The sequence below is a fragment of the Phytopseudomonas flavescens genome, assembly GCF_900100535.1.
GTDB lineage: Bacteria > Pseudomonadota > Gammaproteobacteria > Pseudomonadales > Pseudomonadaceae > Aquipseudomonas > Aquipseudomonas flavescens.
Genome location: NZ_FNDG01000004.1, coordinates 214,062 through 236,730, shown reverse-complemented (window position 1 = coordinate 236,730; position 22,669 = coordinate 214,062). Strand labels below are relative to the sequence as shown.

19 protein-coding genes are annotated in these 22,669 nt (G+C 65.7%); 12 read left to right on the top strand and 7 right to left on the bottom strand.

What is annotated here, in order from left to right; translation table 11 throughout:
* Positions 1-151: 151 nt before the first annotated feature.
* Positions 152-2,275 carry a TonB-dependent siderophore receptor gene (locus BLR94_RS07175; protein ID WP_084304189.1) on the bottom strand — a complete coding sequence of 708 codons (2,124 nt, stop codon included), beginning with the start codon at positions 2,273-2,275 and terminating at the stop codon, positions 152-154.
* A 388-nt stretch (positions 2,276-2,663) separates the two neighbouring features.
* Here BLR94_RS07175 and BLR94_RS07170 point away from each other — a divergent pair, with 388 nt between their 5' ends.
* Complete coding sequence (locus BLR94_RS07170; RefSeq protein WP_084304065.1) at positions 2,664-3,647, top strand: DUF1853 family protein; 984 nt, start codon at positions 2,664-2,666, stop codon at positions 3,645-3,647.
* Positions 3,648-3,692: 45 nt separating this feature from the next.
* Here the strand turns inward: BLR94_RS07170 and BLR94_RS07165 are convergent, their stop codons facing one another.
* The 3 genes from BLR94_RS07165 to BLR94_RS07155 form a co-directional block, all read right to left on the bottom strand.
* Entirely contained in the window at positions 3,693-4,634 is a 942-nt protein-coding gene (locus BLR94_RS07165; RefSeq protein ID WP_084304064.1) for a 1-aminocyclopropane-1-carboxylate deaminase/D-cysteine desulfhydrase, read from the bottom strand.
* A 44-nt stretch (positions 4,635-4,678) separates the two neighbouring features.
* The gene (locus BLR94_RS07160; RefSeq protein ID WP_084304063.1) at positions 4,679-5,875 is read right to left on the bottom strand and encodes a chromosome partitioning protein ParA; all 1,197 of its coding nucleotides are present in this window, start codon (positions 5,873-5,875) and stop codon (positions 4,679-4,681) included.
* A 166-nt stretch (positions 5,876-6,041) separates the two neighbouring features.
* Complete coding sequence (locus BLR94_RS07155) at positions 6,042-8,078, bottom strand: oxidoreductase (RefSeq protein ID WP_084304188.1); 2,037 nt, start codon at positions 8,076-8,078, stop codon at positions 6,042-6,044.
* Positions 8,079-8,273: 195 nt separating this feature from the next.
* Here BLR94_RS07155 and BLR94_RS07150 point away from each other — a divergent pair, with 195 nt between their 5' ends.
* The 9 genes from BLR94_RS07150 (at position 8,274) to BLR94_RS07110 (ending at position 15,654) form a co-directional block, all read left to right on the top strand.
* Positions 8,274-9,311 (top strand): AraC family transcriptional regulator, encoded by a 1,038-nt coding sequence (locus tag BLR94_RS07150; RefSeq protein WP_084304062.1) that lies wholly within the window; start codon positions 8,274-8,276, stop codon positions 9,309-9,311.
* 214 nt (positions 9,312-9,525) lie between these two features.
* Entirely contained in the window at positions 9,526-10,713 is a 1,188-nt protein-coding gene (locus BLR94_RS07145; RefSeq protein ID WP_084304061.1) for a PepSY-associated TM helix domain-containing protein, read from the top strand.
* A complete protein-coding gene (locus BLR94_RS07140; RefSeq protein WP_084304060.1) occupies positions 10,710-11,255 on the top strand; it encodes a thiamine pyrophosphate-binding protein in 546 nt (181 codons plus the stop codon). Before BLR94_RS07145 ends, BLR94_RS07140 begins: the two co-directional genes overlap by 4 nt.
* Positions 11,252-11,584: a hypothetical protein gene (locus BLR94_RS07135; RefSeq protein ID WP_084304059.1), complete on the top strand. Its 333-nt coding sequence runs from the start codon at positions 11,252-11,254 to the stop codon at positions 11,582-11,584. Before BLR94_RS07140 ends, BLR94_RS07135 begins: the two co-directional genes overlap by 4 nt.
* Positions 11,581-12,147 (top strand): DUF6162 family protein, encoded by a 567-nt coding sequence (locus tag BLR94_RS07130; RefSeq protein ID WP_084304058.1) that lies wholly within the window; start codon positions 11,581-11,583, stop codon positions 12,145-12,147. Before BLR94_RS07135 ends, BLR94_RS07130 begins: the two co-directional genes overlap by 4 nt.
* Positions 12,148-12,183: 36 nt before the next feature.
* A complete protein-coding gene (locus BLR94_RS07125) occupies positions 12,184-13,119 on the top strand; it encodes a metal ABC transporter substrate-binding protein (RefSeq protein ID WP_084304057.1) in 936 nt (311 codons plus the stop codon).
* Positions 13,116-13,871: a metal ABC transporter ATP-binding protein gene (locus tag BLR94_RS07120; protein ID WP_084304056.1), complete on the top strand. Its 756-nt coding sequence runs from the start codon at positions 13,116-13,118 to the stop codon at positions 13,869-13,871. Before BLR94_RS07125 ends, BLR94_RS07120 begins: the two co-directional genes overlap by 4 nt.
* Positions 13,871-14,770, top strand: coding sequence for a metal ABC transporter permease (locus BLR94_RS07115; protein WP_084304187.1), 900 nt, complete (start codon positions 13,871-13,873; stop codon positions 14,768-14,770). Before BLR94_RS07120 ends, BLR94_RS07115 begins: the two co-directional genes overlap by 1 nt.
* Complete coding sequence (locus BLR94_RS07110) at positions 14,767-15,654, top strand: metal ABC transporter solute-binding protein, Zn/Mn family (RefSeq protein WP_084304055.1); 888 nt, start codon at positions 14,767-14,769, stop codon at positions 15,652-15,654. Before BLR94_RS07115 ends, BLR94_RS07110 begins: the two co-directional genes overlap by 4 nt.
* A 307-nt stretch (positions 15,655-15,961) precedes the next feature.
* On the opposite strand, the gene epsC is transcribed toward BLR94_RS07110, so the two are convergent.
* Positions 15,962-16,924 carry a serine O-acetyltransferase EpsC gene (epsC, locus tag BLR94_RS07105; protein ID WP_084304054.1) on the bottom strand — a complete coding sequence of 321 codons (963 nt, stop codon included), beginning with the start codon at positions 16,922-16,924 and terminating at the stop codon, positions 15,962-15,964.
* Positions 16,925-17,348: 424 nt separating this feature from the next.
* On the opposite strand from epsC, the gene BLR94_RS07100 reads away from it, so the two are divergent.
* On the top strand, positions 17,349-18,776 hold the full coding sequence (locus BLR94_RS07100) for an LLM class flavin-dependent oxidoreductase (protein WP_084304053.1): 1,428 nt from the start codon (positions 17,349-17,351) through the stop codon (positions 18,774-18,776).
* A gap of 17 nt (positions 18,777-18,793) precedes the next feature.
* Positions 18,794-20,032 carry an acyl-CoA dehydrogenase family protein gene (locus BLR94_RS07095; protein WP_084304052.1) on the top strand — a complete coding sequence of 413 codons (1,239 nt, stop codon included), beginning with the start codon at positions 18,794-18,796 and terminating at the stop codon, positions 20,030-20,032.
* Positions 20,033-20,042: 10 nt separating this feature from the next.
* Here BLR94_RS07095 and treS read toward each other — a convergent pair whose 3' ends face one another.
* Together treS and BLR94_RS07085 are read right to left on the bottom strand one after the other, a co-directional pair.
* Positions 20,043-22,109 (bottom strand): maltose alpha-D-glucosyltransferase, encoded by a 2,067-nt coding sequence (gene treS, locus BLR94_RS07090; RefSeq protein WP_084304051.1) that lies wholly within the window; start codon positions 22,107-22,109, stop codon positions 20,043-20,045.
* 137 nt (positions 22,110-22,246) lie between these two features.
* Entirely contained in the window at positions 22,247-22,654 is a 408-nt protein-coding gene (locus tag BLR94_RS07085; protein ID WP_244158108.1) for a c-type cytochrome, read from the bottom strand.
* Positions 22,655-22,669: the final 15 nt, after the last annotated feature.

Sequence of the window (22,669 nt, the reverse complement as noted above, 5' to 3'; positions counted from 1 at the left end):
CCCGGCGGACAGGCAGGTGCCGACGCGAGGACAACGGCCAGGCGCCCGTGCCTGGCGTGGACGAAGCGCATGGCCCGTGTTGCGTCAGGTAGCGAGCAGTGCTTGCCCGCGGGTCATGGCGCAGCCCTGGCGGCGGCGCCAGACGCATCAGTCAGAACGCCAGGGTCGCCTTGCCGACCAACTGGCGAGGCTCGCCGATGACCACGGCCGGGGAACCGAGCCCGCTGGCGGACACGTAGTAGTGCTCGTCGAAGAGATTCTTCAGGTTGAGCTGCAGGGTCAGGTCACGATTATCGAGGGTCATCTTGTAGGCAACGAAGGCATCGGCCACCTTGGCCGAGGGCAGGTAGTACTCGGTGTTGGCCGCGCCAGCCGCACCATCGTTGGCGCCCCAGCGGCTCATGTAGCGGCCCCCGGCGCCGGCACGCAGCTCGCCGACACCGACGCGTCCGAAGTTGCGGGTCAGGTACAGTGCGGCGGTGTGCTTGGATACACCATCGAGGGGCTGACCTTCGAGGATCGGGTCTTCCAGCACCTCCGTGTCGGTGAAAGCGTAGCTGCCGGTCAGGCTCCAGAATTCGTTCAGCTCCCCCGTGACGTCCACTTCCAGGCCCCGCGAGCGCACCTTGCCGGATACCCGGGTACAGGTGGTGTCGCCGCAGGTTTCACTGGTCTGCACGTTCTGCTTGACGATATTGAATGCCGCCACGGTCGCGGTGACGCGCTCGTTCTGGAACTTGCTGCCGATCTCGTAGGCCTGGCCCTCCTCCGGCGGCAGATCGCCGATCGGCGAGGCGATCGAGGTGTTGGGGCGGAACGACTCGCTGTAGCTGCCGTACACCGACCAGTCCGGCTGGATCATGTAGACCAGGCCCAGGCGCGGTACCACCTTGCTCTTCTTCACGTCGGCGCCGACGACGAACGGACGGCCCTTGCCGGTGAGCTCCTCGAAGGCGTCGTAACGCAGCCCTGCCTGGACGATCCAGCGCTCGTTCAGGTGAATGGCGTCCTGAACGAACAGCGCATGGGTATCCAGCTCGTCGGTCTGGTCACTGTCCGCTGCACGCACGGTGCTGGGCAGCGGCGCCTGGCCATACACCGGGTCGTTGTAGTTGAAGTCCTCCCGCTGGGTGTCGCGCATCAGGTCGCCGAGCTTGCGATGATTCTTCATGTAGTCGACGCCGATCAGAAGCTCGTGCTCGACATCCCCCCACATCAGGTCGCCCAGCGCGCTGACCGTGGCGGTATGCGCGAACTGCCTGGCATCGCGGGTCGCATCGCCACGGCGGGTGGTCAGCCCGCTGGTGTAGTCGGCGGTACGGAAGCGCGACTGGTAGTCGTTGTAGTAGTTACGGCTATAGCCGTAGCCGACGTTGAGCTTCCAGTCGTCGTTCAGGCGCCGCTCGAGGCGCATGTTGAGGGCGTCGGAACGGCCCGTGGTGACGTTGAACGGTTCGTCCAGGCGACGCGTGCGCGGGATGTCCAGCACCTTGCCGGTGAGCGGGTTCATCTGCGTACCGCGGTCGAAGGGTACCGAATATTCCATGTGCTCGTAGGCCAGGGTCAGCGTGGTGTCTTCGCCGTACCAGGCAACCGAGGGCGCCACCACGGTCTGGTCGATATCGCCGAAATTGCGCCAGTAGTCGTAGTGCTGGTCATCGACGATCATCCGGTAGGCCAGGCCGGATTCACCCAGCGGCCCGGTGCTGTCGATCTGCGTGCCGCCACCGCCGAAGCTGGTGCCCCAGCCGGAAATGGAGTGCGCCCACTGGAGCTGCGGTTTCTTGCTGACGACATTGATCACCCCGCCCGGATCCTGGACGCCGTAGAGCATGGAGGCCGGCCCCTTGAGCACTTCGATACGCTCGGTGGTCGGGGTGAAATTGCGGGCCTGCACCGACTGCATGCCATCGCGCATGATCGAATTGTCGCGGTTGGTACCGAAGCCGCGCTTCTGGATCGCATCCTGGGTACCGCCCAGGGTATTGCCCTGCTTGACGCCGCTGACCGCATTGATGGCCTCATCCAGGCTCTGCGGAGCGCGGTCCTCGATGACGCGATTGGTGACCACGTTGACCGACTGCGCCACTTCCACCAGGGGGGCCTCGGTGCGGGTGGCCACCGATGCACGGGTGGCCTGATAGCTGACCTTGCTGCGCTCGGTGGTGCTCTGCTCGGCGCTCGCGTCGATAGTGACGGGTTTCAACTCCAGTTGCGCAGCCTTCACTACGGCGTCCTCTGCCCAGATCGGCTGGGCGAGTGCCAGGGCGAGCACGCCGGTGGCACAGGCACTGCGCTGAAGAAGACCGTTGCCGGCCGCCAGTCTGTGGTTTGTTTTCATGATGACATCGGGTCTCTGGATGGGTGGCACGACTGCGCTTGTCCTGCGCGCGCCGATTTGCTCAAGGTACGAGTGATGAAGCCCATGGGTTCGTGGTAATAACGCTCTGACACTGGCCCGCCGGCCGAAGGCGATACGAAAGGGGCGCGCATCCTATCAAGAATAATTATTGTTCGTACATTGATGCCTGCCCGGAGCCGCGCCGGCAGGACAGCCACTGCGCCAGGCATTCGGCACGAGCCCCCGCGGCCGCCCGACTTCGGCTACCAGGGCCTGTTCGCGGGGCGCACCATCCAGACAGCGGGGCATCCGGTTGAAATCGATGAAAACCTGCCAGCACGACCCTTTCGAGGCATTGGCCGACCTGCCCCAGCGCCTGCAGCACCCGGTTGCCCGCGACCTCGCCTGGGTACTGCTGTCGCCGCCCCTGCTGGCGCGCTCGCCATGCCCGCAGCGCCACCCGTTGAGCGCCAGCCCGTGGGCTCGGCAGCCCGGGCGGCTGGCGGCCTGGCTGCAACGCCAGGACCAGGCCCCGCAGGCGTTGCATGCATGGCTGGCGCAGCGTTCGGTGCGCCGCCTGGGCCTCTACTACGAGCGCCTGTGGCAATTCGCCCTGCAGGCCGCACCGGGTATCGAGGTACTGGCGGCCAACCTGCCGATCCGCGAGGCTGGGCACACCCTGGGCGAGCTGGATCTGCTGCTGCGCGACGACAGTGGCGTGCATCACCTGGAGCTGGCCATCAAGCTGTACCTGGGCAACACCTCGCCTGGCGCCGGTCAATGGATCGGCCCGGGCAGCCAGGACCGTCTGGATATCAAGCTCGAGCACCTCGCCAGCCACCAATTGCCGTTGTCGGCCCGGCCCGAAGCGCGCCCGGCACTGGAGGCGCTGACTGGCAAGCCGATCCAGGCAGCCATGTGGCTCGCTGGCTACCTGTTCTACCCCCATGCCCGGCAGCGTGCCGCACCAGCGGGCGCCCACCCGCGGCACTTGCGCGGTACCTGGCTGCACCGGCGTGACTGGCCGGCATTCCATGCCGCAGATGCCCAGGCCCACTGGCAACCGCTGCCACGCCGTGCCTGGCTGGCACCGGCACGGCTGCCGCAGACGGAAGACTGGTCGCCGGCCCGTTTGCAACGCTGGCTCGATGAGCTGCCCGAGAGCGCTGACGCCCAACTGCTGGTCGACCTGCGGCCCGACGGCAGCGGTTATCTGCGTGAATGGCAGCGCCTGTTCCTGGTCGCTGACCACTGGCCAACGACGGGCCAGCCCGCTACAGGCTCGGGTACGCCGCTCAACAGATGACCGAGACGGCACACCGCCGGCGCTCGCGCAGGAAGCAGACGATTCTCACAGGCGCCCGCCTGCCGAGAGCGCCGCTCGGCGCCCCTGTAACCCGCCGGTATGCACGAAGATCAACCGCGTGCCGGCCCTGATCGCACCATTGCCGATGGCCTCGCGCAAGGCCATCAGCGCCTTGGCGGTGTACAGCGGTTCGAGGGGAACGCCACTGTGCAGCTCGCACTGCGCCATGAAATCCAGCAGTTCGGCATCCTGGCGCGCGAAACCGCCCCGGCAGGCATCGAGCAAGCGATACCCGGCATCGTCCATGCCGGCCTCCGCCAGCAAGGCCCGCACCTGCGCCGGCACGCCGTGGTCGCGGGGCACCGCCAGTGCGCCATGCACGATACGCTGCCCTGCTTCGCCGATCACCAGCCCCGCCAGCGTGGTACCGGTACCGACGGCCAGCCACCAGCCGTGATAATCCGTCCAGCCCAGCGCCGGCAACTGCTCGCTCACCAGTAGCGGCAACCCCGCGCAGCCCATGGCCCCCGGCAGACCACCGCCCCCCTCCGGCACCACATGGAAGCCGGGGTAGCGCTGCTGCCAGCGCGCCCAGAAACCCGTGCGATGACGCTCACGGTAGCCGCCATAGCCCAACCAGTGCAGTTGCATGCCGAAGCGCTGCAGATCCGCCACAGTCGGGGTTTCTTGCGGTGGGCCGCGCAGCAGCGCCACGGTGGCGAACGAAAAACGCTGGCCGGCGGCGGCCAGCGCATGCAGGTGATTGGAATGGGCGCCGCCCAGGCTGATGATGCCGCGAGCGCCTTGTTGCGCGGCGGCGCGCAGATGGGGCGCAAGCTTGAACCCCTTGTTGCCGCTGATCAGCGGATCGACCAGATCAAGCCGCAACAGCGCCAGCTCGACGCCCGCCAACCAATCGAATGCCACGGGCTGCAGCGGCGCATGGGGACGCCAGTGGCTGAGCGCGGCGAGGGAACGTGACGGCACGAAAGCACCCGACAGGTGAAATGGCCGGTGATTGTATCCCAGCCTCAGTCCGGGGTACGCCGGAGCACCGCCTTGTGTGGCGCACAGCGGTTGGAATCACCGTCCACGAAACGTCCTGGCGTTGCGATGCGTTGCAACTCACGATGGCAGCGTTCGCCATCGGCCTGCAGGGCCTCGCAGCGCGGCCACTGGTAGTGCTCCAGCCATTGGCGATAAAGGGCCTCGGACACCGAGCAGCGGCTCGCGGCGTAAGCCACCGGGCTGGCCAGATAGCGGTCGACATCCTCCAGCGGCACGCTGAGATGCCCGGCCCCCGGATGAAACACGACGAACACCACACCCTGTTCGACCAGCCGCTGCAGCAACCGGTCCGTGCCGCTGTGCGGGGCCGTTCCGGCACCCAGGTTGCGCACATGCGGCTCTTCAACGACCGCCTCGTGCGAGCGCGCCGCCAGTTCGTCGCGCTCGCGCTGCTGTGCGGCCAGCTGCGACCTGAAGCGTAGAGCCAGGGCCTCCTGCTGCTGCAGCGTCTGGCGCAACACCTGAATCTGCGCCTGCATGTCGGTGACTTGCCTGGCAGCCTCGGCAGCGACCCGCGCGAGCTCGACCCGCTGCTCCTGTTTCAGCCTGGCGAGTCGCTCACGCTGGCGGATGACCAGTTGCGCAGCCTTCTGCCGATAGTCGTGGGACAGCCGTTCGGCAAGTTTGCGCTCCTGGGCCCGGGCGCTATCCACGGCGTACCAGCGATCCTCGCTGGCCACCTGCAGGCGTTCGGGGGCGACACCGGCGGCGTCTTCGTCGCCCAGCAGGATACCCAGGCCGTTGCGCTTGACGGCGTCACGCAGCGTGGCCAGGTCGTTACTGCCACTGGCCAGGTTCGGATCCCACAGGTGCATCTGGTGCCAGGACACCGGGCACTGGCTGCGGCAGGCCAGACGAATGGGCCCGGCGCCGAGATCGGGACCCCGTCCGGCACGCTCGGCGATCTGCTGCAAGGGGATGTTCCAGCCACTGTCGGGCGCGCCGCTTTCGTCGAAGTCCAGGTAGAAGAACACCGCGCACCGGATCTGCAGACGGGCATTGATCACCACATAGACCAGGCGAACCTGCTGATCGGCGAAAACCGGCATCCTCGCCAGGCCATCGAGCAACGCCTCGAACTCGGTGTAGAACATCTGTCTGCCGATGCTGCCGTCCTCGGTGAAGGACATCACGGCCTCGACCAGTTGCGGCTTGCTCATCGATGCCCTCCAGACGAATGACGGCTCCCGGTATCGTGCAGCGCTGGCGCCGCTGCCCGCCCAGTCTAGGCGAGAACGGCTCATCGACGGTGTGACCCGGTTGGCAGTCATTCAGCAGCGCGAAGGCCCGCACGGCGACCTGCTCGGCACTGCGCTCGGCGATGCGTCAGAGCGCGGCGGCCAGACGCGAGCCCTGATCGATGGCGCGCTTGGCATCCAGCTCGGCCGCCACGTCGGCACCGCCGATCAGGTGCACCGCCTGCCCGGCATCCAGCAGCTCGTCCTGCAGCTCACGCAGCGGATCCTGCCCGGCGCAGAGAATCACCGTATCCACCGCCAACAGCTGCGGCTCGCCATCGGCGATGCGGATGTGCAGGCCATCGTCATCGATTTTCAGGTACTCGACGGCATTGAGCATCTGCACCTGCCTGTTCTTCAGGCCGATACGGTGGATCCAGCCGGTGGTCTTGCCCAGGCCGTCGCCGACCTTGCTCTTCTTGCGCTGCAGCAGAAACACCTGGCGCGCGGCGGGCTCGACCTCCGCCTGAATACCGGCGACACCGCCACGGGCCTGCAGGGTCGGGTCGATGCCCCACTCCTTCCAGAACGCCTCAGGGTCCAGGCTGGTGGCCGCGCCCGCGTGGGTGATGAATTCGCTGACATCGAAGCCGATGCCGCCGGCGCCGATCACCGCGACCATCTGGCCGACCGGTCGGCGTTGCAGGATGGCGTCCAGGTAACTGATCACCTTGGCCTGCTCGATCCCGGGAATCGCCGGGGTACGCGGCACGATACCAGTGGCGAGGATGACCTCGTCGAAGCCCGCAGCCAGCAAGTCGCCCGCAGTGACCCGGGTATTGAGGCGCAGGTCGACGCCGGTGGTTTCCAGCCTGCGCTTGAAGTAACGCAGGGTTTCGAAGAATTCCTCCTTGCCGGGCACTCGCTTGGCGACGTTGAACTGGCCACCGATCTCGTCCGCCGCCTCGAACAGGGTGACGCGATGACCACGCTGGGCGGCCACCGTGGCGGCTGCCAGGCCGGCCGGGCCGGCACCGACCACGGCAATCGATTTCACCACTGCGCTCGGCAGGTAATTCAGCTCGGTTTCGTGGCAGGCGCGCGGGTTGACCAGACAACTGGTCAGCTTGCCGCCGAAGGTATGGTCGAGGCAGGCCTGGTTGCAGCCGATGCAGGTGTTGATTTCATCGCCACGGCCAGTTGCCGCCTTGTTGACGAACTCCGGGTCGGCGAGAAACGGCCGGGCCATGGACACCATGTCGGCATCGCCCTCGGCCAGCACCTGCTCGGCCACTTCCGGGGTGTTGATGCGGTTGGTGGCGATCAGCGGAATCTTCACCTCGCCGCGCAACCTGGCGGTGACCTTGCTGAACGCCGCCCGCGGTACTTTGGTGGCGATGGTCGGAATGCGCGCTTCGTGCCAGCCGATGCCCGTGTTGATCAGGGTCGCCCCTGCTGCCTCGATGGCCTTGGCGAGCATCACCACTTCCTGCCAGTCGCTGCCGCCTGCCACCAGGTCGAGCATCGACAGCCGGTAGATGATGATGAAATCGATACCGACCGCCTCGCGCACCCGGCGCACGATCTCCACCGGCAGGCGCATGCGGTTTTCATAGCTGCCGCCCCAGCGATCGGTACGCTGGTTGCTGTGAGCGGCGAGGAACTGATTGATGAAGTAGCCCTCGGAGCCCATGATCTCGACACCGTCGTAACCGGCCTGGCGCGCCAGCACGGCGCAACGGACGAAATCGGCGATCTGCTTTTCGATGCCCTCTTCATCCAGCTCCCGAGGCTTGAACGGATTGATCGGCGCCTGAATGGCGCTCGGCGCCACCTGCTTGGGGCTGTAGGCATAACGACCGGCGTGCAGGATCTGCATGCAGATCAGGCCGTCGGCGGCATGCACAGCGGCCGTGACGATGCGATGCCTCTCGGCCTCTTCTGCAGTGCTCAGCTTGGCCGCACCCGCGTACACCCCACCCTCCTCGTTCGGTGCAATGCCACCGGTGACCATCAGGCCGACGCCGCCGCGAGCCCGCTCGGCGAAATAGGCTGCCATGCGCTCGAACCCGCCTGGCTTTTCCTCCAGCCCGGTGTGCATGGAGCCCATCAGGGTGCGATTCTTCAGGGTGACGAAACCCAGATCCAGCGGAGCGAGCAAATGCGGGTAGGCGGTCATGGTCATGGATCCATCGGCGGTGATCACGGAATGCCGCAGCCTTCGTGGGCAGCGGTCGGTATGCGACAGACGATAGTGAAGCCATGCCCCTGCCTCAATGATCATGAATGACAACTTACTGATCGTGGATGACAGCCAGGCTGGCGAGGCGGTGTCGGTCAGGATACGCTGCACGCTCCTCCACGAGCAGCGACAGAGCCCATGAACCCCGCACGCATCCGCCTGGGCGATCTCTCCGTCGGCTTCGTCTACGCGCTGGCCGATGCCCTGCGTGACCTGGGGCATGCGCCGCAACCCCTGCTGGAGCGCTATGGCCTCGATGCCGCTCGCCTGGCCGAGCCCCGTGCCCGACTGTCGATCGCGCGCTACATGCACCTGGGACACACCGCCATCGGGCTCACCGGCGAGCCAGCGCTGGGCCTGTTGACGGGCCGTTACAGCCGCATGCAGCAGGTCGGGCTGGCGGGTATCACCGCCGCCCAGGCGCCTACGGTGCGTGAGGCGGCGCGCACGCTGATCCGTTTCGAGCCGCTGTATGCCTCCAACTACCGGGGCCGCTCGACGCTTCACGAGGACAGCAGCGGCGCCTGGCTGCGTTTCCACTCGATCGGCCCCTACAACGCCTACAACCGTTTCGTGGTCGACGCGGTACTGACAGGCTGGCGGCAACAGCTGGCCGCGCTTGCCCAGGCGCCGCTGCAAGCCGAGGCCCTGCAACTGGAGTTTTGCGCCCCGGCCTATGCCGAACGCTATCAACGGGAGTTCGCCTGCCCGGCCAGCTTCGATGCCGACTTCAATGGCCTGCGCCTCGACCAGCAGACGCTCGACCTGGGCAACCCGCTGCACTGCCCCGGTACCTGGCAGGAACTGCTGCAATTGTGCGAGCAGGAGCTGCAGCGCCTGACCCGTACCCACAGCCTGCGTGAACGGGTCAGCCAATTGCTCGGCCCGCGCCTGCACGGCCGCGAGCCGGACATGGAAGAAATCGCCCGCCACCTGCACCTGCCGAGCTGGACCCTGCGCAGGCGCCTGGCCGAAGAAGGCACGCGCTTCAGCAGCATCGTCAACGAAACCCGCCGCGACCTGGCGACCGCTTACGTACGTGACACCGAACTGTCGTTCGGGGAGATCGCCTACCTGCTCGGGTTCGCCTCGGCGGAGGCCTTCCAGCGCGCCTTCAAACGCTGGCTGCAGCAGACCCCCGGCGAGCTGCGTCGCGCCCATCGCCACTCCGCCTGAATCACTGAAATAATTATTTTCATTTGCGGCTGCGGGTTTTACGCTTCTCATCCGTCTTTATAAGTAATCGACACCCAAAGCGCGCGATACTGACGCCCGCCACCGGATTTCACCCTCGCAGGCCGCAAGGCAGGCGGGGTTTCGTTCGTTAATAAAGAGCCCCTTCTCGCTGTGCCGCCCAGCGACCACGGCCTTTCAACAAGACTGATACTCAATGTCCAAGAAGTCCCGCTCCAAGATCTGGTTCCTCGTCCACAGCTGGCTCGCGCTGCCCATCTGGTTCTTCGTGCTGATCGTCTGCGTCACCGGCACCCTGGCCGTGGTCAGCCAGGAGATCGTCTGGCTGGCCAACCCGGACGTGCGTGCCAGCAAACCGTCGGACGATGCCGAGCTGCTGACCTTCGGCCAGATACTGGCGGCGATCAACAAGGCCGAGCCACAGACCATCGTGCAGTCCATCACCCGGCCGGACGAGTCCCACTTCGCGCTCACCGTGCGGGTCGCCTATCCGGACGGCAGCATGCCAACGCTCTACGTCAACCCCTACACCGGCGACATCCAGGGCGTCAGCCCGCAGTTCGACTTCCGCCAGTTCACCCGCGCCCTGCACGGCTGGTGGCTGGTGCCGTTCACCAACGGTTTCAGTTGGGGCTGGTACCTGGTGTCGATGATGGGCATTCCCATGCTGCTGTCCCTGATCACCGGGCTGGTGGTCTACAAGAAGTTCTGGAAAGGCTTCTTCAAACCGCGCCTGCGCTTCAACCAGGGTGCGCGCATCTTCTGGGGCGACTTCCACCGCCTGAGCGGCATCTGGTCGATCTGGTTCATCGCCGTGGTGTCGGTCACCGGCATCTGGTTCCTGATCCAGGCGATCCTGTTCGACAATCAGATCTCCATTTCGACCGAAGGGGTGCCCGCCGTTGTGGCTCGTGAAGACGTGCCGATCGCCAGGCCCGGCGAGCCGATTCCGATGATCGGCGTGGACGAGGCGGCGAGCATCGCCATCGACAAGGTACCGAGCCTGGACGTGAGTTTCACGCGCCTGCCGAGCAATGCCTACGATCACATTTCCGTCGGCGGCCGCGGCTGGTACCCGCTGATGTTCCAGAGTGCCTCCATCAACCCCTACACCGGCGAAGTGGCACAACAGCGCCTGCTCGAAGACCGTTCCAAGCTGGAGTTCGTCACCGAGTCCATGCGCCCTCTGCATACCGGCGACTTCGGCGGCCTCTGGATCAAGATGATCTGGTTCTTCTTCGGCCTGGTGCTCAGCATGATGGTGCTCAGCGGCCTGCTGATCTGGACCAAGCGCACCGCCCAGGCCACCGCCAAGGTGCTCAAGCGCCCGCCCCGCGCCCGCGCCGCCCAACACACCGCCGACAACACGGAGGCCAAGGCATGAGCAAGGCCGTCGCCGCCCGCCCCGCCTCGCCGCTGAGCCGCCTCTGGTACAAGTGGCGCTTCCACGTCAACATCCTGCTGGTGCTCATCCCGCTGGCCTTCATGCCCAAGTACTTCGCCGATGTGGCGCTGTTCACTGGCACCAGCGGCCTGGGCGAACGCATGATCGGTGACGTGGCGGTCGGCCCCTGGTCGATCCGCCTGGCCGAATTTCGTGCAGGCCCTCCGGAGCTGGATGGCCCCGCAGGCTACATGAAGGCCTTCAATGGCGCCCTGTGCGCCGACTGCGCCAGCCAGGTCAAGGCCACCTACCTGCGCATTGGCAAGCCTCGCAGCCTGCGTGCCGCCGGTGGCATATTCTTCGGCACCGCACACCGCATGGGTGCCACCGTGCCGCTGCCGCCCCGAACCAAGCCCGATGCCGAACTGTGGATCACCATGGAGGGCTGGGACGGTTCCGTACACCAGGCAGCCGTGCCCCTCGAGCAGGCATCCCCGTCCACCGTCGCCTGGCTGAAGAAACAACAAGGAGGCAAACCATGATCAAACCTGCCCGCACCTGCCTGCGCCTGGCCCTGGGCAGCGCCCTGCTGGTACTCAGCGGCGCCGCCCTGGCGCACAACCCGATGTGCCAGTGCGAGGACATCGACGCCGAGCACATCCGTTGCACCGGCGGTTTTTCCGACGGCAGCGGTGCCGCCGGCGTGACCCTCGACGTGATCGGCTACGACGAAAGCATCCTGGTGCCCGGCAAGCTGGCCGAAGACTCGACCATCACCTTCAAGCGTCCCGAAGGCGAGTTCTACGTGCTGTTCGATGCCGGCCCCGGCCATATCGTGGAAATCGACCACACGGAAATCGAGGCACCATGACGGTTCAGGTCGTACGCCCGGCCGGGGCTGGTCATGAAACCCTCTACGTGTTGCTGCTGTGCCTGGCCATCCTGCTGGCCGCCGGATCGGTAGTGGCCTGGCATGGCGAGACGGCAAGCGAAACCCGTATCGAGAGCCATCAGATCGATGCCCGTCGCGATCTCAGTGCCGCCGAGCAGGGCATCTTCGCCGACCTGCGCGTCGCCTACGACGAGATCCGCATCCGCCGTGACGAAGAGCAGACGCTGCTCAGCCCGGCAGAACTGGCAGAGGAAGGCTTTCCGCCGTTCGCCGCCGATGCCAGCGCGACCAGCCGTGGCCGCCACCAATGGCAATTGCTGCGTGGTGACGAACCCGCCTATTTCGGTGCCAGCCAGGCGCTGGACGTGGCCGGTTCCCTGCTCATGCTGGTCGGCGCCGAGCATGAACAGGCCGACGTCTGGCTCAACCGCAACAGCGCCAGCGCGCCTTCCAGCCTGGACGCGCCCAGCCTGATCGCGGCCGGCTGGCAGCAGATCGCCGCCCAGTACGACGCAGGTGTGACCCGCCAACATCGCCACTGATCACCTCCGATTCACCCGACAGAAGACCGCTCGCCAATGCCCATTTCCCGCCTGTTCCGCGCACGTCCCCTGCTGTCACGCCTGACCATCGGCCTGTTCGCCCTGCTGTTCATCGGCGCCGCCAGTGCCGCCGACGCCAAGCGTTTGCGTATCGGCATCACCCTGCACCCCTACTACAGCTACGTGAGCAATATCGTCGGCGACAAGGCCGACGTGGTGCCGCTGATCCCGGCCGGCTTCAACCCGCATGCCTACGAGCCGCGCTCGGAAGACATCAAGCGCATCGGCTCGCTGGACGTGGTGGTACTCAACGGCGTCGGCCACGACGACTTCGCCGACCGCATGATCGCCGCCAGCGAAAAGCCGGACATCGACGTCATCGAGGCCAACGCCAATGTCCCGCTGCTGGCCGCTACCGGCATCGCGGCGCGGGGCGCAGGCAAGGTGGTCAACCCGCACACCTTCCTGTCGATCAGCGCCTCCATCGCGCAGGTCAACAACATCGCCCGGGAGCTGGGCAAGCTCGATCCGGCCAACGCCAAGACCTACACGCAGAACGCCCGCGCCTACGGCAAACGCCTGCGCAAGCTGCGTGCCGACGCCCTCGCCCAGTTGACCGAGGCGCCGAATGCCGACCTGCGCGTGGCCACCGTACACGCGGCCTACGACTACCTGTTGCGCGAGTTCGGCCTGGAGGTCACCGCGGTGGTGGAGCCGGCCCACGGCATCGAGCCAAGCCCCAGCCAGTTGAAGAAGACCATCGACCAGTTGCGCGAACTGGACGTCAAGGTGATCTTCTCCGAGCTGGACTTCCCGTCCACCTACGTCGACACCATCCAGCGCGAGTCGGGGGTCAAGCTCTACCCGCTGTCGCACATTTCCTACGGCGAATACAGTGCCGAGAAGTACGAAAAGGAAATGACAGACAACATGAACACCGTGGTACGTGCCATCCAGGACGCCGGCAAATGAGCGTGGCGGAAAACCTGAGCGTGACGGCCATTGGCCCGACCATCGACTTCCAGCAGGTCAGCCTGGTGCTGGGCCGCACGCAGATCCTCGAGAATGTCAGTTTCCAGGTTCAGCCGGGCAGCGTGCACGCACTGGTCGGCCCCAACGGCGGTGGCAAGAGTTCGCTGATCAAGACCCTGCTCGGGCAGATGCCCCACCAGGGCAAGCTCAGCCTGCAATGGCCCGACGCCGTCGGCACCATCGGCTACGTGCCTCAGGCCTTGGAGTTCGACCGTGGCCTGCCGATGACCGTGGACGATTTCATGGCTGCCATGTGCCAGCGTCGTCCGGCCTTCCTCGGCCTGTCGAAGCACTACACCGGAGCCATCGATGACGCCCTGGCCCGCGTCGGCATGCTGGAGAAGCGCAAGCGGCGCATGGGCGCGCTGTCCGGCGGTGAACGCCAGCGCGTGCTGCTGGCCCAGGGGCTGATTCCCGCACCACAGTTGCTGGTGCTCGACGAGCCAATGTCGGCATTGGACGAAGCCGGCATCCAGGTCTTCGAGCGCCTGCTCGGTGACTGGCGCCGCGCCGGTATCAGCGTGCTGTGGATCGAGCACGACCTGGAAGCGGTCAAGCGCCTGGCCGATCGCGTCACCGGCCTGAGCCGTCGCGTGCTGTTCGATGCGCCGCCTGCCGAGGCCCTGACCCCGGAGCGCCTGCTCGGCCTGTTCTCCACCCATGCCCGCGCCACGGAGAGCCCCCAGCCATGATCGACTACGAACAGTTCCGCCTGATGATCCAGGGCTGGGCGTCCTCCGGGTACCTGCCGGAAGCGCTGGCCTACGGTTTCGTCATCAACGCGCTGCTCGCCGGTTTGCTGATCGGCCCGGTACTGGGCGGCCTCGGCACCCTGGTGGTGGTCAAGCGTTTCGCCTTCTTCTCCGAAGCGGTCGGCCACGCGGCACTCACCGGCGTGGCCATCGGCATCCTGCTCGGCGAACCCTACACCGGCCCCTACGGCGCCCTGTTCGGCTACGCCCTGCTGTTCGGCATCCTGCTCAACTACCTGCGCAATCGCACAGGCCTGGCCCCGGATACGCTGATCGGCGTGTTCCTCTCCGTCTCCCTGGCCATGGGTGCCAGCCTGCTACTGATTCTCGCCGGGCGCATCAACGTGCATATCCTCGAGAACGTACTGTTCGGCTCGGTGCTGACGGTCAACGGTACCGACCTGCTGGTGCTGCTGGTGGTCGGCGCGCTGGTGATGGGCCTGGCCCTGCCGCTGTACAACCGCATCATGCTCGCCAGCTTCAACCCGCAGCTGGCGGCCGTGCGCGGCGTGGCGGTGAAGAGCCTGGATTATCTGTTCGTGATCCTGGTGACGCTGATCACCGTCGCCGCGGTCAAGGTCATCGGCGCCATTCTGGTCGGTGCGCTGCTGGTGATCCCTGCCGCGGCGGCACGTCTGCTCAGCCAGTCGCTGAAAGGCTTCTTCTGGCTGTCGGTGCTGATCGCCACCATCAGCACCCTGGTCGGCATCCTCCTGCCCATCGTGCTGGATCTGCCGATCCCCTCCGGTGCCGCGATCATTCTGGTCGCCGGTTTCACCTTCGCCCTCGCCGCCATCGCGCGCGGCGTCGTACCAAGCCTGAAAGGGAACCTGGGATGACCCATAGACTTCACCACCTCGGCCTCGCCCTGCTCCTCAGCCTGCCCGGCCTCGCCCTGGCCAAGGACGTCAGCGTTCTGGTCTCGCAACCGATCACCTTCGGCCTCGCTACCGATCTGCTGGAAGGCACCGCGGTGCGCATCGAACGCGCCGCACCGGCCAACCTGCCGGCCAGCCGCCAGGTGTCGTACTTCGCCGGCCGTGGCGCCACCAGCCTGCAAAAGGTAGCAGCCGACGCCGATGCGGCCATCGCCCTGCGCTCTTTGTGGTCGGAAGACCCGCTCTACCCCATGGCCCGGCGCAGCAATATCCGCATCGTCGAGATCGATGCCGCGCGGCCGGTGGACGGTGCCCTGCCGGGTATCGCCACCCAGGTCGAGAGTGCCGGTGAAAACGACCTGGCCAGCTATCCCTGGCTGGCGATCAACAACATGGGCCGCATGGCCGACGTGATGGCTGCCGACCTGGTGCGCCTGGCACCGGATGCCAAGGCCAGGGTCGAGCAGAACCTGGCGACCCTCAAGCAGCGCTTGCTCAAGCTCAATGCCCACAGCGAAGCCGAACTGGCCAAGGCCGACAACCTGTCGGTCTACAGCCTGAGCAGTCGCCTGGATTATCTGGTCGGTGGCCTCAACCTGGATCTGGTCAGCAGCGACAGCCGTGACGACCGCGACTGGGATGCAGAACCCCTGAGCGCGTTGACCCGCGCCTTGAAGGAAGACGACGTGGCGCTGGTACTGCACCATCGCAAGCCGTCGCAGCCGGTGGCGGACGCGGTCAAGGCCGCCGGCATTCCCCTGCTGGTGCTGGAAACCGAAAGCGATGATCCGCTGGCCGAGCTGGAAGGCAATGTCGCCAGCCTGGTGAAAGCGCTGACCCAGTGACGACCTGTCGATAGCGAACAGCCCCCGCAAAGAAAAGGCCCGATGCGTATGCATCGGGCCTTTTCTTTGGATTCTGGCAAATGGGCCGAACGGATGGCCGTTCGCGACTCCACCTGGCCTCGACCGGGCGCTTACAGCTCGGTCGCGTCTTCAGCGAACTCGGGCACGTCCTGTTCCAGGGCGCGGGACTCGAGCAGCTCTTCCTGATAATCATCCATCTCTCTTCTCCTCTCCTTTCTCTTTGGTCTCGCACCGAGTTTACGAAATTCCGGTGACTGTCCTGTGACACGAATCAAGCCCGGGCAGTTCAGCACCCGCGTTGCTGGGCGCTGGCCTGGGATACGTTGCTTCCCGGCTCAACGCTGCGGGTCAGCCAGACGTTACCGCCGATCACCGAGCCCTTGCCGATGGTGATGCGGCCCAGGATGGTGGCACCGGCGTAGATCACCACGTCGTCCTCGACGATCGGATGGCGTGCCTGCCCCTTGTGCAGCAAGCCGCTCTCGTCGCTGGTGAAGCGCTTGGCGCCAAGGGTCACGGCCTGGTAGATGCGCACGTTGTTGCCGATGATCGCCGTTTCGCCGATCACCACACCGGTGCCGTGGTCGATGAAGAAGCTGTGTCCGATCTGCGCACCGGGGTGGATATCGATACCCGTGGCGCCATGTGCCGTCTCCGCCCCGATGCGTGCCAGCAGCGGCAGGCCGGCGCGGTACAGGTGATGAGCCAGCCTGTGGTAGATCACCGCCAGCACGCCGGGGTAGCAGAGCAGCACTTCATCGACGCTGCGCGCCGCCGGGTCGCCGTTGTAGGCGGCCACCACGTCGCGGTCGAGCAGGCGACGCAGAGCCGGCAGTGCCGCGGCGAACTCACGGACGATAATCAAGGCCCGTGATTCGACGCTGCCCTGGTCTTCGCCATGCTGACGAGCCGTATAACGCAGCTCCAGCCGCACCTGGGCCAGCAGGCTGTTCAGGGCGTGATCGAGGGTATGGCCGACGTAATAATCCTCGCTCTCCTCGCGCAGATCCGCCGGCCCCAGACGCATGGGGAACAACACCCCGCACAGCCCGTTGAGAATCGCCGCCACGGCCTGCCGCGATGGCAACTCACGGCCACCCTGCTCCGGGGGGCGCCCTGCGCGATTACGCCATTCGGCGCGAGCCGAGCGCAGGCCATCGACGATCTGCTCCAGCTCCCAATTGGTGGTGTGGCTCTGGCTCTGTGTATCGGCCGCGCCAGTGGCGGTGGTGGCGAACGTGGTGTTCATGGAATTCCTCGGGTCAAAGGGCTCGGCAGACGCTCGCCCGGCTATGCATTCAAGCGGCATTATTCCGCTTCATCCTGCGTCTCGAACAGCCAGTGAAATACTGACGATAGGGGGACAGCAGCGCAGCGTCCAAATATCCATTGGTTCTTTGCATATGCAGCAGACAGCACAGTTGGATGGCGCAACGATCCGTCACGAGCGATCGGCCCCTGCCGTACGACAACGTGCAAGCGCGGGTGTTGAGCCAAAAGCCGTCCACTGTTCCCAGGGCGCCACCACCCAGACAAAGTGTTGCACGAGCAACAGCCACGGGTGACGTCGCCCACCCGCCCCCCTTGCCAGCAGGGCTGGCGCGCCCCGGCACAAAGTCTGCAGACACTCCTGGTACCCGCCATCCGGCATTCATCAGGGGAGCCAGACGACTATGCCATCGCGCATCATCCTCAACGCATTCGACATGACCTGCGTCAGTCACCAGGCCGCCGGCACATGGCGACACCCAGAGAGCCAGGCATGGCGCTACAACGACCTGGATTACTGGGTCGACCTGGCCAAGCTGCTCGAACGTGGCTATTTCGACTCGCTGTTCATCGCCGATGTGGTGGGCGTCTATGACGTCTACCGGGGCTCGGTGGAAACCTCGCTGGTCGACGCCGACCAGGTACCGGTCAATGACCCGTTCTTCCAGGTACCGGCCATGGCCGCCGCGACCCGGCACCTCGGTTTCGGCGTGACCTCGGCGTTGACCTACGAGTTGCCCTACGCCCTGGCACGCAAGTTCTCCACCCTCGATCACCTGACCAAGGGCCGGGTGGCCTGGAACGTGGTCACCTCCTACCTGAACAGCGCGGCGGTCAACCTGGGCCTCAAGCAGCAGATCTCCCATGACGAGCGCTACGACATCGCCGATGAGTTCCTCGATGTCACCTACAAGCTCTGGGAGGGCTCCTGGGATGAGGGGGCGGTGCTGCGCGATCGCGAGCGAGGGATCTTCACCGACCCGAGCAAGGTGCATCCCATCGGCCACAAGGGCAAATACTTCGAGGTGCCGGGTATCCACCTCTCGGAACCCTCGCCGCAGCGTACCCCGGTGATCTTCCAGGCCGGCGCCTCCAGCCGTGGCCGGGCCTTCGCCGCCAGGCATGCCGAAGGGGTGTTCATCAGCCCGGCCACGGTCGAGCAGGCCCGCGAAGTGGCCGACGACATCCGCGACCGCGCCGAACAGGCGGGCCGCTCGCGGGATTCGCTGAAGATCTTCGCCCTGCTCACGGTGATCACCGCAGAAAGCGATGCCGCTGCCGAGGCCAAGTACCAGGACTACCTGAGCTATGCCAATGGCGAAGGCATGCTGTCCTTCTATGGTGGCTGGACCGGGGTCGACTTCTCCGAGTACGACCCGGACCAACCGTTGGAAGCCATCGACAACGACAGCATTCGCTCGGTGCTCGAATTGCTCGCCACCGCCGATCCGAACCGCAAATGGACACCACGCGACATCGTCGAACACCGCAGCATCGGCGGCCTCGGCCCGGTGCTGATCGGCGGCCCCGGGCGGGTAGCCGATGAGCTGGAACGCTGGGTCGATGTCGGTGGCATCGACGGTTTCAACCTCGCCTATGCCATCACGCCCGGCACCTTCGAAGACTTCATCGAGTTCATCGTCCCCGAACTGCAATGCCGCGGCCGGGTGCGCAGCGCCTACAGCGCCAGCACCCTGCGCGAAAACCTGCTCGACAGCGACTCGCCCCATGCCGCGACGGACCATCCGGCGGCTCGCTATCGCGGCGCATTCAGCGATGGCGCCAACACCACCGATCACACCAAGCCTTCCCCTTTCGCCAAGCAGACCTGACCCCGAGGAATCACCCCATGACCAGCCTCCAGCCCATTGAACCGCACGCCCAGGAAACCGACTACGAACAACTCGCGCAGCGCTTCCGACCGATCTTCGCGCGCATCGCCGAAGGTGCCGTGGAACGCGAGCGCAATCGCAGCCTGCCCCATGAACAGATCCGCTGGCTCAAGGCCGCCGGTTTCGGCGCCGTTCGCGTCGCACAGGAGCATGGCGGTGGCGGTGCCTCGCTGCCACAGCTGTTCCAGTTGCTGATCGAGCTGGCGGCAGCCGACTCGAACATCCCCCAGGCACTGCGTGGCCATTTCGCCTTCGTCGAGGACCGTCTCAATGCTCACGCCAGCTCGCCACAGGACGTCTGGTTGCAACGCTTCGTGGCAGGCGACCTGGTCGGCTGCGCGTGGACGGAAATCGGTGCCGTGAAGATCGGCGAAGTACTCACACGGGTCTCCCGCCAGGGCGACAAGTGGGTGGTCAATGGCACCAAGTATTACAGCACCGGCAGCATCTTTGCAGACTGGATCGACCTGTTCGCCCAGCGTGACGATAACGGCGCGGACGTGATCGCAGCCATTCGCACCCAGCAGCCCGGGGTGACCCTGAGCGACGACTGGGATGGCTTCGGTCAACGCACCACCGGCAGCGGTACCACGGTGTTCGACAACGCCGTGGTCGAGGAACAGAACATCATCGACTTCGCCACCCGTTTCAGCTACCAGACCGCCTTCTATCAGTTGGTACTCAATGCGGTACTGGTCGGCTCGGGGCGCGCCGCGGTCGACGACTTCGCCAGGCAGGTCGGCCAGCGCACGCGCATCTACAGCCACGGCAACGGCCCCTCGGCCGATCAGGACCCGCAGATCCAGCAGGTGGTCGGCAAGGCTTCGGCCCAGGTGTACACCGCCGAAGCCGCGACACTGCGGGCAGCGCATGCCGCGCAACGGGCTTACCTGGCACGTCTGAATGGAGATCTGCAGCAGGAGCGCGACGCCAATATCGACGCCGAACTGGAGTCGGCCCAGGCCCAGGTGGTGGTCGCGGAGCTGGTACTCGACGCCACCAGCAAGCTGTTCAACGCTCTCGGCGCCTCGGCGACCAGTCTCACCCGGCAACTCGACCGCCACTGGCGCAATGCCCGCACCGCGGCCTCGCACAACCCGCTGATCTACAAGGAGCGGATCATCGGCGACTGGGAAATCAACGGCACCGAGCCGCCTTACGTCTGGCAGATTGGCGGTGGCGGCAAACAGGCCTGAAGCGGCGCCGTCACATACCGTGGGCCATGCTCACCACACGCAGTGCCAGACCTTCATAGGGTGCCAGCTCGATGTGCAACTCCCCCTCGGCGCTCAGGTCACCGACCAGGCGCTCGTGGATGATGTCCACCACCGGCCCTGGCTCGACATCGGTCAGGGTCACCACCTCGGTCAGTGGCTCGGCACCGAAATTCAGTGCAGTGACCTGGGTGCCGCGTCCGGCCGGCAGTTCGTGGACCATGATCAGCAGGGCGGGATGACTGGTGAGTGGCACCGCGACCTGCTTGCTGGAGGCCACGCCGTAGGAGCGACGCGCTGCGAACATGCGCCGTGCCTGGGAAGCGAACGACTCGGGGTCTTTCAGTTGCTCGCTCAGGCTGCCATAGAGGTTGCGCGCCTTGGGCAGGCCCTCGGCAGACAGCAGCGCTTGCGGGTCGAGATCGACAAGGTCGTAGCCGCCGCGGTTGATCCAGCGGGTGTCGCCCTCGGCGATCAGTTCGCTGACCTGATCCACTTCCAGCGGCAAGGCCCCCACCAGGTCCCAGCCCGACAGGGCGACCACGCCCGGCTGCATGGCGTTGTACATCAGCAACAACAGGTGCACCTGGCGAATCCTCGCCACATCCGCTTCGCTGATGGCGTTCAGGTCACTGATACCCAGGGCCGCGGTAATGATGCTGACCGTGGTGCAGGCCACGCCATTGGTGACGAACTTGAGGTTGTAGGGCGCGTTGGCCCCTGCCAGGTGCTCGTACATTTCAGCGCGGATCTGCTCGCGCAATATATTGCCCGGCAGGCTCTGCCCACGGAACACGTAGGTGTCGTTGGCATGCAGGGTCCAGAAATGCACCAGTTCCAGGGTCAGTTCGTCATGGTTCTGCAGGGCATGGATCAGCGAGGCGGGGTCGATGCCGAAGTCGTGCATCTGGTGCAGCATCAGCCGCAGGAACTCCACGTCGCCGGTGAGCAAGGCATGCTGATAGGCCGGCCGGGTGATGAAGTCGTAGGACAGGTCGGCCCCCCCCTGGGACATCGCGGCGATATCGTCCAGGGTCAGGTTCAGCTCCTGGAAACTGAAGGCACCGGCCTTGCGGATCATGCCGCCAAGCAACTGGTTGCCGGTCAACGACAATGGGTGGCTCTCCGACCAGGCATTGCCCTGACTGCGCCGCTCGACGCCGAGAAAGCCGTTGGCATCCAGGCGCAGCACCCGTGAACCGATCACGTCGATGGCATGCAAGGCTTCGCCAGTGACCAGTTGCTGGGCGGCGAAGGTGGGGTCCAGCCAGTTCAGCGACGGCTGACCTTCCTTGAAGTAATGCAGGTACACCCAACGGCGCACCTTGCCATCCACTCCTTGCACCTCGGCGGTGGCGCTCCAGTCGGTTTCCTTGACCCCCGGCTCGAAGAAGATCACCCGCTGCAATTGGCCGACGATGTAGTGCTTGTCGCGCAGGGCATCGACCACGGTCGGCGGCAGGTTCACCGCATCACGGCCGGCCGGGACCTCGGGCAGCAGTGCCCAGTCGGCCTCCTGGATCTCGACCATGTGGAAGAGGCCTGGATAGTCGCCATAGGCCATTTCCGCCAGGCGGAAATCCGCGCCCTTGCCGGTGTGCGAAGGAATGGAGTCGTCGATGGTCACCGCATTGTGTGCAGCAGCCACGCGGCTCAGGTGAATGAGCTGTTCCTCGCTGCCGTAACGTGGGTCGACCTGCAGGCTGATACGGTCGAAATTGCCGTCCACGGTGGGCGTGTAGGTGCGCCCTTGGAGGCCGCCGGAGCGGCGCATCGGCCCGGTATGGATGCCCTGCACGCCCAGTTCCGAGAGCGCGGCCCACAGGCGTTCGTCGCCCAGGGCCTGGAGCACGGAGCCCTGCGGCTCGGTGATGATGGAGGCCGGGTATACAGCGATCCACACCGAGGCCACCGCCGTCACGCTGCGAGGCCGCGCCAGTGCATAGGGGTGCTGCCAGAGCCTGGGCTGGCCGGCATACAGGCGAGCCCGTTGTTTCGCGGTATGGAGCATGGATTGCTCGACCAGCCAATTCACCTGTTCTTCATCACGCATAGCCATGGCACACCCGGGTCGGGAAGAAGATCGCAGACCGTTGGCCTGCACGTCTGTTTGAGAGCCGGAGGGTCGGGGCTTCGTTCAGTCTGAATGCCGCGATGGCTGACAAGCCGGCATTGCCGACGGGGAGCGCTGCAGCCTCACTGCGCCGGTTGTGCCTGCAGGTAGAGCAGCAGGCTGTCGATCTTGTCCTGATCGCCGATCCCCCAGAAGCGCATCTTGTTGCCCGGCACCACGGCATCGGGATCCTTGATGAAGGCACCCAGGGTTTGCGCATTCCACTGCAACGCGGCGCCTTTCATGGCCGGCGAATAGCGGTAGTCGGCGGTCGAACCGGCCGTGCGTCCGACGATGCCATTGAGCTGGGGGCCGAAAGCAGCCCGCGCACCGCGCCCGACGTTATGGCAGTTGCCACAGTTGCGCTTGAACAGCGCCTCGCCGGTGGCGACGTCCACCTCGGCATGGGCCAGGCCCGCAGCCACAACCAGCAGCACCACCAGCAGCGGGCGGATCACCGGCCGGCCTGCGCAGGCAGAGGGTCGAGGCAACAGGGGCGATCAGGG